Origin of the sequence: Brevibacillus dissolubilis, from assembly GCF_006170445.1 — a bacterium.
GTDB classification, from domain to species: domain Bacteria; phylum Bacillota; class Bacilli; order Brevibacillales; family Brevibacillaceae; genus Brevibacillus_B; species Brevibacillus_B dissolubilis.
Genome location: NZ_VCNA01000003.1, coordinates 23,603 through 35,324, shown reverse-complemented (window position 1 = coordinate 35,324; position 11,722 = coordinate 23,603). Strand labels below are relative to the sequence as shown.

The 11,722-nt window shown below is 50.4% G+C and carries 13 protein-coding genes; 10 read left to right on the top strand and 3 right to left on the bottom strand.

What is annotated here, in order from left to right; genetic code table 11:
- Positions 1-22: 22 nt before the first annotated feature.
- The 4 genes from FGI41_RS06180 to FGI41_RS06165 all read left to right on the top strand — a co-directional run bounded on the left by FGI41_RS06180 (position 23) and on the right by FGI41_RS06165 (position 4,787).
- Positions 23-583, top strand: coding sequence for a DUF1697 domain-containing protein (locus FGI41_RS06180; RefSeq protein ID WP_139489099.1), 561 nt, complete (start codon positions 23-25; stop codon positions 581-583).
- Between the two features lie 215 nt (positions 584-798).
- Entirely contained in the window at positions 799-1,314 is a 516-nt protein-coding gene (locus tag FGI41_RS06175) for a hypothetical protein (RefSeq protein WP_139489098.1), read from the top strand.
- A gap of 134 nt (positions 1,315-1,448) precedes the next feature.
- Positions 1,449-3,110 (top strand): AMP-binding protein, encoded by a 1,662-nt coding sequence (locus tag FGI41_RS06170; protein ID WP_139489097.1) that lies wholly within the window; start codon positions 1,449-1,451, stop codon positions 3,108-3,110.
- A gap of 120 nt (positions 3,111-3,230) precedes the next feature.
- Entirely contained in the window at positions 3,231-4,787 is a 1,557-nt protein-coding gene (locus FGI41_RS06165; protein ID WP_139489096.1) for a hypothetical protein, read from the top strand.
- 172 nt (positions 4,788-4,959) lie between these two features.
- On the opposite strand, the gene FGI41_RS06160 is transcribed toward FGI41_RS06165, so the two are convergent.
- Positions 4,960-6,936, bottom strand: coding sequence for a tetratricopeptide repeat protein (locus FGI41_RS06160; RefSeq protein ID WP_139489095.1), 1,977 nt, complete (start codon positions 6,934-6,936; stop codon positions 4,960-4,962).
- 108 nt (positions 6,937-7,044) lie between these two features.
- A complete protein-coding gene (gene amrA, locus FGI41_RS06155) occupies positions 7,045-8,454 on the bottom strand; it encodes an AmmeMemoRadiSam system protein A (RefSeq protein ID WP_176560151.1) in 1,410 nt (469 codons plus the stop codon).
- Positions 8,455-8,556: 102 nt separating this feature from the next.
- Between amrA and FGI41_RS06150 the strand changes: the two genes are divergently transcribed.
- From FGI41_RS06150 to FGI41_RS06135, 4 genes are read left to right on the top strand one after another with little or no spacing between them, the layout of a single operon-like run.
- A complete protein-coding gene (locus tag FGI41_RS06150; RefSeq protein WP_139489093.1) occupies positions 8,557-9,108 on the top strand; it encodes a GNAT family N-acetyltransferase in 552 nt (183 codons plus the stop codon).
- 59 nt (positions 9,109-9,167) lie between these two features.
- Entirely contained in the window at positions 9,168-9,686 is a 519-nt protein-coding gene (locus FGI41_RS06145) for a GNAT family N-acetyltransferase (RefSeq protein WP_139489092.1), read from the top strand.
- Positions 9,687-9,718: 32 nt separating this feature from the next.
- Positions 9,719-10,141 carry a hypothetical protein gene (locus FGI41_RS06140; protein WP_139489091.1) on the top strand — a complete coding sequence of 141 codons (423 nt, stop codon included), beginning with the start codon at positions 9,719-9,721 and terminating at the stop codon, positions 10,139-10,141.
- Between the two features lie 40 nt (positions 10,142-10,181).
- Positions 10,182-10,661 carry a cupin domain-containing protein gene (locus tag FGI41_RS06135; RefSeq protein WP_139489090.1) on the top strand — a complete coding sequence of 160 codons (480 nt, stop codon included), beginning with the start codon at positions 10,182-10,184 and terminating at the stop codon, positions 10,659-10,661.
- Positions 10,662-10,756: 95 nt separating this feature from the next.
- On the opposite strand, the gene FGI41_RS06130 is transcribed toward FGI41_RS06135, so the two are convergent.
- Positions 10,757-10,966 carry a CDGSH iron-sulfur domain-containing protein gene (locus tag FGI41_RS06130; RefSeq protein ID WP_139489089.1) on the bottom strand — a complete coding sequence of 70 codons (210 nt, stop codon included), beginning with the start codon at positions 10,964-10,966 and terminating at the stop codon, positions 10,757-10,759.
- Between the two features lie 176 nt (positions 10,967-11,142).
- Here FGI41_RS06130 and FGI41_RS06125 point away from each other — a divergent pair, with 176 nt between their 5' ends.
- Together FGI41_RS06125 and FGI41_RS06120 are read left to right on the top strand one after the other, a co-directional pair.
- Positions 11,143-11,448 (top strand): non-heme iron oxygenase ferredoxin subunit, encoded by a 306-nt coding sequence (locus FGI41_RS06125; RefSeq protein WP_139489088.1) that lies wholly within the window; start codon positions 11,143-11,145, stop codon positions 11,446-11,448.
- Between the two features lie 35 nt (positions 11,449-11,483).
- Positions 11,484-11,699 (top strand): hypothetical protein, encoded by a 216-nt coding sequence (locus FGI41_RS06120; RefSeq protein ID WP_139489087.1) that lies wholly within the window; start codon positions 11,484-11,486, stop codon positions 11,697-11,699.
- The last annotated feature ends 23 nt before the right edge of the window (positions 11,700-11,722 follow it).

The window sequence follows — 11,722 nt, the reverse complement described above, 5'->3', positions numbered from 1 at the left end:
TCAAAAAAGGACACCCAATCCAATGACCATCCACATCGCCCTATTACGCGGCATCAACGTCGGCGGCAAAAACATCATCAAAATGACCGACCTCAAACACACACTCGAATCCATCGGCCTCACCCATGTCCAGACCTACATCCAAAGTGGCAATGTCCTCTTCGAATCACCAGAGGAGGAAGCCCCTCTACGCCACCGGATCGAGCAGGCAATCGAGCAGACATTCGGTTTTCCAGTACCAGTCGTCCTACGAACCGCCGACGAACTGAAAAAAACAGCCCACAGCTGCCCTTTCTCCGCAGAGGAAGTATCCCAAGCAGAGAGCACAGCCACAGGTGAGAGCCTGCACGTCGCATTCCTGCTTGACGTGCCTTCATCAACATCTATCGAGAGGCTCAACGCTGCTCAAAGCCAAAGCGAAGAATATCGACTGGTAGGTCGCGACGCCTACTTGCTTTTCCGGCAGAGCATCCGCAACTCTAAGCTTGCCACCAACCTCCAGAAGCTCGACGTCCCGGCAACCGTCCGTAACTGGAAAACGGTCAACAAGCTGGTGACACTCGCAACAGCAATGGAAATTTAAGCTTAAAGCTGACACACCGAAACGAGACAGAGAACGCTCGTTACAGAAAACGACCCATACAGGAAACGATTCAACAACTCATCCCAATCCCCACGAGCGCCCACCCCGCGCTCTTTTTTTCATAAAATGTTACTAGTTTTCGTATTTCCCGATTCTATCTCCCTGACCAAGCACATAAGCATGTACAAATAGCCACAAAAGGGAGAGGTCTCACAATGAAAATCATGGTACTTAGTCTGAAACAATTAATCTGGGGCTCCGCCATTTTTGCTGGTGTCCTGATCGCAGGTTTTGTTCTGCTCGTAAGTGACCCGCTCGACGTATCCAGTCCATATCAGAACGACAATCCACAAGCACAGGCAGGCGCGGGTCAAGACAGCGTCCCGACTTCCTCCAAGGTGGAAGGCAATCAGGTGACCGCCAACCCATTCTCGTCCGAGAAGCCGACCCTCGCCCTTGATGTCACGATGGAAGGCAACAAGGCCAACATCAAAATGCTCACCGACAATTTCACCTTCATCAACACCGCCGAGAACCCATCCCAAGAGGCGACACACGGACAAGGCCACGCTCATCTCTACGTGGACGGGCAACTGCTTGGGCAGCTCTACGATCCTGAGTTCATCCTGAGCAAACTGCCAAAAGGCGAGCATGAGATCAAAGTAGAGCTGGTGTACAGCAACCATCTTCCATACAAAGTCGAGTCTGTCAAGATGGTCAACGTGAAATAACCAAAATCATTCATCAATGCCGCAGAAGCGTACCTAAAAAAGGGTGCGCTTGTTGCCATGTTTCGGCAGGAAAGCGCATACACTTTATAGAATTATAAGAAAAATGAGAAATATCAATAGAGGTGAAAATAGCAATGGCTGAACTTCGCTCCATTACCATCGGGGACTTGCTGGACGAGACAGCATCCCGCTACCCGCAAAAACAAGCGCTCATCTACAAAGAACGGAATCTCCGCTACACCTTTGAAGAGTTTCAACAGCTCTGCAACCAGGTGGCTAAAGGCTTGATGTCACTGGGCATCCAGGCTGGGGAGAACATCGCGATCTGGGCGACGAATGTGCCGGAATGGGTGACTGCCCAATTCGCATCTGCCAAAATGGGTGCGGTGCTCGTCACGGTCAATACCAGCTACCGCGTGCATGAACTGGAGTATCTGCTGCGCCAGTCCGAATCCACCACCTTGATCCTGATCGACAGCTACCGCGACGCAAGCTACTTGGAGATGATCCGTGAGATCTGTCCGGAGCTTGACTCCTGCGAGCCGGGCGAGCTTGTGTCCGAGCGTCTGCCCCATCTCAAAAATGTGATCTATATCGGCAATGAACGCCAGCCAGGCATGTTCCTCTGGAGTGATCTGCTCTCCCGCGCGATGAACGTGACTGAGGAGGAGCGCATCGCCCGCCAAGCCAGTCTGGAGCCTGACCAAGTGATTAACATGCAGTACACCTCCGGCACGACCGGCTTCCCAAAAGGTGTCATGCTGACCCACAACAATATCGTCAACAACGCGATTCAGGTGGCCAGCTGCCAAAATCTCGGGCCGGAAGATCTGGTCTGTATTCCTGTGCCGTTTTTCCATTGCTTCGGCTGTGTTATGGGGACACTGGCGTGTGTAGCGACAGGAGCGACGATGGTTCCGGTGATCTCGTTCCATCCGAAAACAGTGCTGGAGGTTGTCGAGGCCGAGCGTTGTACCGCACTGTATGGGGTACCGACGATGTTTATTGCGGAGCTGAACGAGCCTGAATTTGATAAATATGATCTGTCTTCACTGCGTACAGGGATCATGGCGGGGTCTACTTGCCCGATTGAGGTGATGAAGGCCGTCGTGAACCGCATGGGCGCAAGCGAAGTGACGATCGCGTACGGACAGACCGAGTCTTCACCTGTGATTACGCAGACCGTCCCAGAAGATTCCATCGAGCGCCGCGTATCTACGGTAGGCCGCGCACTTGGCCCTGTCGAGGTCAAGATCATCGACCCAGAGACGGGTGCGACCTTGCCGACTGGTGTCCAGGGCGAGCTCTGCACGCGTGGCTACCATGTCATGAAGGGCTACTACAACATGCCGGAGCAGACCTACAAAGCCATCGACAATGAAGGCTGGCTGCACACAGGCGACCTGGCGACGATGGACGAAGAGGGCTACTTCCGCATCACAGGCCGTCTCAAGGACATGATCATCCGCGGCGGCGAAAATATCTATCCGCGTGAGATTGAGGAGTTCCTCTACACCCATCCGAAGATCGTGGACGTCCAAGTCGTCGGCGTACCGGATGCCAAGTACGGGGAGCAGGTGCTGGCCTGCATCAAGATTAAAGAAGGGGAGAGCCTGACCGAAGAAGAGGTCAAAGCCTACTGTGACGGCAAAATCTCCCGTTTCAAAATCCCGCACTATATCCAAGTGGTCACCGAGTACCCGATGACTGCCTCCGGCAAAATCCAGAAGTATAAGCTGCGTGAAATGGCGATGAAAGAGTTTGGGCTAGATCCAAGCGAGCAGGGAACGGCATAATCAAAGAGTGACAAAAACGGGTCTTTCAACAAGGGCCCGTTTTTTTGTTGTGTATGAATAATGATGTATAACTAACAAATAATAACAATTAGAATCTCTTTGAAGAAGGGGTGTATAAAAATGGATGAATGTAATGATCTGCTTGAACATGGCATTTTTAATACGATTATTAGCCATAGAGATCAATCTCTCTCGTCTAATATAATCAATTGGTTTGAAAATTTAAGTTACGAAGAATACCAGAAAATGAAAAAAGATGGCTTTGATATAGGCATCACTTTTTTGGCAGAAGGTGTCCCGTTGCCTTTTAATTTGGGTGGAGACATGTCACGGGATGATTATAAAAAGTTTCAGGAATACCTGAAGTCTGGAAGAGTGCAGCAACTTAGTACAAAGGATTTACGTAACTTCGTATCCCATTATCTGGATGAAAATGCAGTTGAAGCATGGAGTACATGCATGCAAAATCGTCCTAGACCCGTAATCCCAGTTCCACCCGCCCCTGCTCCGGGAAACAATCCAGGAGACAACCCAGATGATAAACCTGAGCCAGTAGCGGAGCCGGTTTATGGTTTACAATCTAAGTTAGAAGTAGTAGGTGATTCGCTGATTTTTAGCACCTGGTACAATCCGCTTAACGAGAATGATCCATATCCTACGGTTGTTTCCTTTCAAGTATCTGGGGCTACTTATCAAGAAGCGTTTTCTCAGGGTGATCAGATCGGTACATTTACCAGTGTATTATTAACGAGAGGAGGGAGCCAGGAGGTCGTGGTCATCCTTCAGACGGATAAAGGAGTCGCTAAGCAGGTATTAGAAGCTGAAACTCCTCCTCCTATTATGCTCAAGATGTTCGTCACTTCGCATCAGATTACGAACATTAACCAATTTGAGTACATTAGTACAATTCCAGCTGGTTATAAAATAGTAGGAGGAGGGGTCGCGTTCACAGATTCGCAGGTTGCCCCAACCTCGTTTTATCCTGATCGTATCAATAAATACGTTGTAAAATTCTCTAATCTAATAAGAGGATATTTTTATACGTACATAATTGCGATATATGACCCACAGGACGACTGGGAGGTAGAATTATTCTCTCAATCGGTAACAAACAGTACAACAGTTTCGGTCAGCATCCCGAAAGAGTACATGCTATTAAGTGGTGGTGTACAATTCCAGCCATTTAATCGTGAAGGGCAACCATATGATCCTGATAAAGACAATTATTTTACGGGCATTACTTCATGTTATCCTAAGGATCAACATACATGGGAAGTAGCTATGAACGATGATGGAATAAAATTGCTGGGTAGTTGGCATTTAACCGCATATGCTGTAGGGCTTAAAGTGAAAAGTCACGATAAACTAAAAACCACCATAACTGTATCTCAAACAGAGGATTATATGGTTACAATGGAGGAAGGGTATTCTGTAACGGGGGGTGGAATTCACTTAATTACAAAAGACGATCAATTTCCCGGCATTTTTGCCCGAATTGCCTCATCTTCTCCCCTAGGTCGTTCCAATGTGCCACAGGAACAAGCTTATACACCAATAGGGTGGTATACGTACTGGATGTATAGTCCAACTGAGAAGCCAGTTATAGAAAAATATGTTATTGGTCTAAAGCATCCGGATTTGGACGTGACTTACCTCCCACCTACTTTTCTGCCCTAAATAAAAAAGGAAACCCAAGGCAGCTTTTCTACCTTGGGTTTTTATAATGTTCATTCAGAAGGGTTATTACAGCATATGCGTATGTGATTAAAAATATGAATTTTCAAAAAATATTCAGTAAGAAGAAGACCGATACCGCCAGCATTTCAAAGCCAGCATTTGCATCGGTCTGTTAATTCACATAGCCACTGCCGCCATACAAGCCTTCCACCCGCGAGCGGACTTCCTCGACAACCTCTGGCTGGAAGCCCTCGACCTCTTCGAGTACCTCCAGACGTTCGTCGAGCGACAGATGGATATCGGTATACAGCAGCCATTGGGTCAGATCTTCTACGGTCTGCTCAAGGTCAAACAAGCCTTGCCAGATGCGGGCGCGTTTGAGATAAGCTTCGGCAAAGGCAGGGTCGATCTCCAGGCACTTGTTGAACCACTCGATTGCCAGCTCATCCTGATTTTCGCTCATATGCAAAAGCCCGATGTTGTAATAGCCCGCAGGATCATGCGGCAGGAGGGCGACGTAGTGCTCGGTGTCTTCCACGGCCAGCCGATAGTTGCCCAGCTCATAGTGGACAAAGGCACGAAGCCAGATCAGTGACGTGTTTTCGTCATCGAGGATCAGGCCCATGTCACAGTCTTCGAGAGCGCCTTCCAGGTTCCCCAGGCTGATCCGGCAGCTGGCGCGTTTATCATAGAGCAGTGGGGTGGCAGGGTCGTTGACAATCGCTTTGGTAAACTCGGCTTCCGCCAGGTCGGTATGCTTCATGTTCATCAGATTCATCCCACGGGCGAACAGGAAGTTGCTGTTCTCGTCGAGCTGTGGGTCCATCTCCAGTGCATGTTCCAGATCGATCATCGACTCTTCATAGCGGTTGACTAGGAAGTACATGTAGCTGCGCTTCATGCGGATCTCTGGTGCGTCCCTAAGCGTGATGGCCGTGTCGCAGTCTTGGATCGCTTCCTCATACTGCCCGACGAACAGCAGGGCTTCGGCACGGCGCAGGTAGTTGGCTGGATCGTCTGGCTCCACCTCGACCAAGGTATGGTAGCAGGGGAGCGCGTCTTCGGGGCGGTCGAGCGACATATACAGATTGCCCAATGTATAATGGACGACCGACAGACTAGGTTCGCGCTCTGCTGCCAGCTTGAGATCGGCAATCGCTTCTTCGTTGTTCCCGATGTGGGACTGGACGAGTGCGCGTTCGATCAGGGCACGGATGTAGTTAGGGTCAAGCTCAAGGGCACGGGTGAAGTCGGCGCGCGCTTTTTTGTATGTTCCCATGCGTACGTAGAGAAGACCGCGCTCCACACAGAGTACATCTGCATCCGGATACAGCTCGATCCCTCGGCTGAGTGCGTCACAGGCATCCTCCAGCTGACCCAGATCGGCAAGCAGCTCGGATAATTCCAGCACCATCGCGAAGCGTTCATCGATGTATTCCTTGATGCTTTCGAATCCAGATGCCGTATAGCCGGTGCGGCGGCGGAATTCCTCGATCCCTTGGTCTGGCAGTGCCCGTTGTTGTTCGTACAGCGTCAGTGCTTTTTCCAAGGCGATGGCAGCCGAATCGCTCTGCTCGGCGGACATGAAGGCTTCGCCCAGCTTGTAGTAATAGATAGCGACGGCGTTCTCCTCATCTTGGACAGCGGTCAAGAGGGCATTGATCGCCTCATCCACCTGATTCAGCCGCAGATAAGCACTGCCCAGCTCATACCATGTAGATCGGACGGTATGGCTGTCTTCCCGCTTGATGCTCGCCCGAAAGTCAAGGATCGCCGACTCCCAGTTGTCCAGATCCTGATAGATCAGCGCACGGGTATACCAATAAAAATAAGGCTCCGGATTCAAGGCAATCGCCCGGTTAAAGCTCTGCAATGCCTCGGTATCCCGGCCTAACTCTCTTAGTACCAGCCCGCGCCGTGCATACAAAAAGTCCTTGTCACGGTGACGCTCAATCGCGGCGTCGAGTACGCTGACGGCCTCTTCCCATTCGCCCTGCTCGGATAGCAGCTCACAGAACCGCATCACATCGTCAGGGTCGGCCAACACATGGTCTTGGGCACGTCGATAATATTTAATTGATGTGGCCGCATCGTTTCGTTTGGCATAATAACGGGCGGCATGCAAAGAAAGCATGTTACCTACTCCCACGTAAGAACCTCCATACTAGCAAGGCAATCAAGAATATTTCCTATTAGTGTAACACGTTTGGAGGCAAACCCCAATAGCCGCTGTCTGTGGGGATTGCCTCAGATGGATTTATTGATACTCGGAAGCGGTAAAACGATACAGCCTGACGTCTGGTGTAAGTTCGGTCAAGCCCGCTTTTTCCAGTGCGTAGGCAAGCTGTGTCTGCACATCCTCGACACCTGCCAGATCAGGCAAAAGCAAGCCGTAATGTTCGTCGGTCTCCACAATCACCCCATAGCGCTTGGGATCAAGCTCGCCAGGAGATGTGACAGGTTCCGGCGGGGAGAGCAGGCTGACCTGATAGATCAACTCATCCAGCTCGTCTTCCTCCACCGGAAAAAAACGGTCGTCCTCGGTCCCTGTCTCGATGGCATACGTGATGATATCCTCGTACAGACTCGCAGATACAGGTTCGGTCGAGCCGATACAGCCGCGCAGGTAGCCGTGCTGCTTGATCGTGACGAAAACGCCGTGAGGGCTGTCCATGTCGAGGGTGACCAGCTGTTTGAGCTTATCGGCGGTGGGTCTACTCTCATGGCGGACGTAGTATTCCAAGGCAAGCCGTGCCAGCTTGACAGGGGGAGACTCTTGGGTACGGCGTTGTTGGATATGGGAGGAGATGGCGTGTTGCAGAGAGGTGTAGAGAGTGACTTCACTGCGCCCACTCCCACGAAAAGTCGCCACCGTATACCCGATCCCAAATGGTGCCTCATAGGACAACAGCGATGGTTGGATCAAAGACCCTTCCAAACACCCCAGCATAATCGTCAGCGACAAAATCGTATCCTCTGCCGCCGACTCGCTAAAATCACGGTCGGTCAGGATCAGCTCCGTCCATTTTCCATGCCGGATGCCATCCACCAGCATGTCATCAAACTGCTTGCCTTCGGGACGTGCTCCTTCCGGCGACTCATCTGTCAGGGCGTGAGAGTTGTCTCCGCTTGCGATCACGACAATGCGGCGCCCAAGTTGATCGGCAGCCTTTTGGATCAGCATCCCGGCCTGATACAGCTCCAGAGGCGATACAAGTCCGATTGTCACATGGACAATTGTCCCATCGAATCCCGCTTCCAGCATGAAATCCAGTGGAACCAGCGCCCCGTAATCCAGCTCCTTCGTGATTTGAAACTGCTTTTTCAGCGCCTCATCCAGCACGGTCAGCTTCGCGTTCGTTTCCACTGCCAGCTGGTGAATCCGCGCCACCAGCTCTGTATCGCTGTCCAGACGGTATGGCGTATCATCTCCGAACTCCCCGAATGTACCAGACAGCACATCCCCGCTCATGACGGTCACTGCGTCTTCAAAAATCGTACCATGCGGCGTAATCACCACAATCGTGTCGGGTGCCAGCGACTGTACGGTTTTGGCGGCCAAGCGGGCATGGTCAATCGTCTTTTGTGCCTCTGACGCTTCATCCTGACCGATTCTTGGGATGATCACCGGAGGATGGGGCAGCAGCACACCCAGAACAGGAGGCATAAATGTCGTCACCAAACCTTTCCAATCCATTCATTTTGGTATAGACTTAGCGGAAACAACCAAAATCATACAAAACACCCATGCCAAAAAGGAGAGACGAGCATGTTAGCAGCCAAAAATCTACTCACCGGCGAGCGCATCCGACTGACCGCGCTAACCACAGACGATGTGCCTGTGATGGTGACGTGGTACTCCGACGAATATGTACTGCGCCATCTCGACGCCACCCCAGCCAAGCCCTACACCGCAGAAAAGCTGACCAAATGGCTGGAACAGAATAACAGCAGTGATACCAGCTACGTGTTCGCTATTCGTACTCTGGATGAGAATCTATTGATCGGATATATCGCTCTGACCGCGATCCTCTGGAACAACCGTGTCAGTTGGATCGAAATGCTGATCGGCGGCGAAGAGACGCGTGGCAAAGGCTATGGAACAGAAGCCTTGCAGGTCGCCATTGGTTTTGCTTTCCGTGAGCTGAATCTGCATCGGATTCAACTGAGTGTGTTTGATTACAATATTCCGGGAATTCGCGCTTATGAAAAAGCAGGATTCAAGCGGGAAGGTACGTACCGTGAGTTTTTGCACCGGGATGGACAGGTGTTTGACATGCATCTGTACGGGTTGCTCCGGCATGAGTGGGAGCAGGGATAAGGGATAACGGCATTGTTCGGAAAATGATCGGAAAATGAACGTAAGGGAGGCCACCACGAATGGCACAAGATGTAAGGATTCGCATATTAGACGCGGGGGACGCCCCTGTTTTTAAAGAATTACGGTTGATGGGATTACGGCTGAACCCGGAAGCCTTCGGGGCCAGCTACGAGGATGCTGTGAAGGCCGGGGATGACTATTGGACCAGCCTGCTGCAGCGCTTACCGGGGAAAACCTCTTTTACCTTGGGAGCATTCGCCGGAGAGGAGCTGATCGGGATTGTCGGCTTTTATCATCCGGGCGGTCTGAAGGCGGGGCATAAGGGTACGCTTGTCTCCATGTACGTCCATCCGGAAAAACGCCAAGGCGGCGTCGGTAAAAAGCTCGTTCAAGCCTTGATTGAGCGCGTTCGTGAGGAAAAGTCCGCCGAGCAAATCCAGCTTGCGGTCGTCACCACCAATGAAGCGGCGGCTGCGCTGTATAAGTCGTGTGGCTTTGAGGTGTACGGGGAGGAGAAGCGGGCGTTGAAGGTTGCGGGGCAGTATTATGATGAGTGGTTAATGGTGTTGTTTTTATAAGGGATCATAAATATCGGGGGATGCGGTCACAAGTGAGTATTGTACTGACGAAAACATGGTACGATGTAGACTTTTTTGAATGTAAGCTCACCATCAGTGGAATAGGATGCAGCATCAGCATGGACATGTACACGACCAATGATGAATGTGAGGAATGGAGAGAGGCTATCCTTCGATTCGTTTCAAACCCCGAGGAATGTGTTGAGTGGGTTTCCGGAAGTGATTCGGAGCAAAGTCATCATTATATCATGATGACTTTCGCTCTTTACAATAAACGAGGATATGTAGCCATCAAAGTTCATGTTCAAAATATGAGACAAGAACCGTATTCGATGCAGTCGACTTTCTTTATCATAACGGAGATGAACCAATTGGTGGATTTCGGAGATAATCTAGAGCGGTTTATAAAAAGTGAGACCTATTCAATAGAAGGTTTGATGCTTCTAAGTCCCTAGTTACTGAGTAATTCACTAACAAACATATAGACTATTACGTATGAGGAAAGGGGACTTTCATCTGAGCCAGATTCATAACCTTAACCAACTGCCCGCAGAATTCGAAGAACAATTCGGCGGCAACGCCAGCATGCTTCTATTAAGCGCAGCAGCAGGCAGTGAGAAAATCTACGTCCACATCGACAAGATCCCACCCGGCCAGAAAAGCACCAAGTACCACAGCCACTCCAAACAAGAAGAGTTCTTCCTGATCCTCGCGGGGGAGGGCACACTGAGATTGGACGGGGAGCAGTATCCAGTGAAAAAAGGAGACTTCTTCGCCAAGCCAGCCGGAAAGAATATCGCGCATCAGTTTATCAATACAGGTGACGCAATATTAGAAATCTTAGATGTAGGTACAAAAGAACAGGGTGATATCGCCCACTATCCGGATGAAGATGTGTATTTTTTGCGGGATCAGAAGCTGGTGTTTCGTGGTGAAGATGCAGAAAAAGGCTGGAGCTCTGATCCAAATGAATAGTCAACCAAGCAGTAGCCAACCAGATTTGCTGCCTGTATAAAAGAGGAAAAGGAGCCGCAGCTGTCCAGCACGGTTCCTTTTTACATAAACACGCATTATTCCTTCGCCCTCGGCGCACTCTCAAACCCAATCTGCTTATGGGTTCCATCGCAAAAAGGCTTCTTACCCGACTGACCACAGCGGCAAAGCGAAAAAGATTCGCCCACCTCATACGGTTCACCCGCTCCATCCAGCAGTTCTACCTTGCCGTTCACCCGGATCGAACCGTTGTCATTGATCTTGATCGTTACTTTTTCCTGTTCCACAGAACGCACCTCCTAATTGTTAGTATGGGGCAGCAAATGAAAAACATACCTCGCATACCTGCTCATCCAACAAAAACAGGGATAGGAGTTGGGATGAATGGGAAAATTGAAACAACATAGATCAAGTTCATACAGGCAAAAAAAGGCGAAAAGAGTAAGAAAACGAGGGTGAACACATGCCGTGGAAAAGGATCGCCGGCACAGATGAGATCGGCGTAGGTGAAATGAAGCAGGTCATCGTAGACGGGGCTGAATTAGCGCTGTATCATCTGGATGACGGATTTTATGTGACATCTGATATATGTACACATCGAAAACAGTACCTGACGGATGGATCGCTTGCGGGGCACATTGTGGCTTGTCCCAGACACGGAGGCACATTTGATGTGAAGACGGGAGCGCCGGCCTCATCGCCATGTGTGATCCCCTTGCAGACCTATCCGGTTGAGATTCGGCAGGAAGAAGTGTGGATTGAGCTGTAATTACATATTTGATAATAACGTGTGGGGTGGACTGGATGAGTGCCAACGAACATAATGATGATCGGCTGTGGTTTATGGATGTAGCCGATATGGACTTAGAGGATCTGGTCGAGCTGAAGTTGAGGATCGGACAAGGCCGATTGCCGAACAGCGAGTGGCATAAGAAGCCGTCGGATGAAGATCCAGAGGGGATCACGATGGATGAATGGATTCAGAAGCTCGAGCAGGAATTCCGGCGGTTGGGTATGTAAGTAGAAAAAAAGGAAACCCCCTT

Bases quoted from the DNA above. Each gene is read 5' to 3' on its own strand.
- FGI41_RS06125 (WP_139489088.1), top strand. From the start codon at position 11,143: ATGCCGTGGAAAAGGATCGCCGGCACAGATGAGATCGGCGTAGGTGAA.
- amrA (WP_176560151.1), bottom strand. From the start codon at position 8,454: ATGCCTCCTGTTCTGGGTGTGCTGCTGCCCCATCCTCCGGTGATCATC.
- FGI41_RS06165 (WP_139489096.1), top strand. From the start codon at position 3,231: ATGGATGAATGTAATGATCTGCTTGAACATGGCATTTTTAATACGATT.
- FGI41_RS06145 (WP_139489092.1), top strand. From the start codon at position 9,168: ATGGCACAAGATGTAAGGATTCGCATATTAGACGCGGGGGACGCCCCT.
- FGI41_RS06180 (WP_139489099.1), top strand. From the start codon at position 23: ATGACCATCCACATCGCCCTATTACGCGGCATCAACGTCGGCGGCAAA.
- FGI41_RS06135 (WP_139489090.1), top strand. From the start codon at position 10,182: ATGAGGAAAGGGGACTTTCATCTGAGCCAGATTCATAACCTTAACCAA.
- FGI41_RS06150 (WP_139489093.1), top strand. From the start codon at position 8,557: ATGTTAGCAGCCAAAAATCTACTCACCGGCGAGCGCATCCGACTGACC.
- FGI41_RS06175 (WP_139489098.1), top strand. From the start codon at position 799: ATGAAAATCATGGTACTTAGTCTGAAACAATTAATCTGGGGCTCCGCC.
- FGI41_RS06120 (WP_139489087.1), top strand. From the start codon at position 11,484: ATGAGTGCCAACGAACATAATGATGATCGGCTGTGGTTTATGGATGTA.
- FGI41_RS06170 (WP_139489097.1), top strand. From the start codon at position 1,449: ATGGCTGAACTTCGCTCCATTACCATCGGGGACTTGCTGGACGAGACA.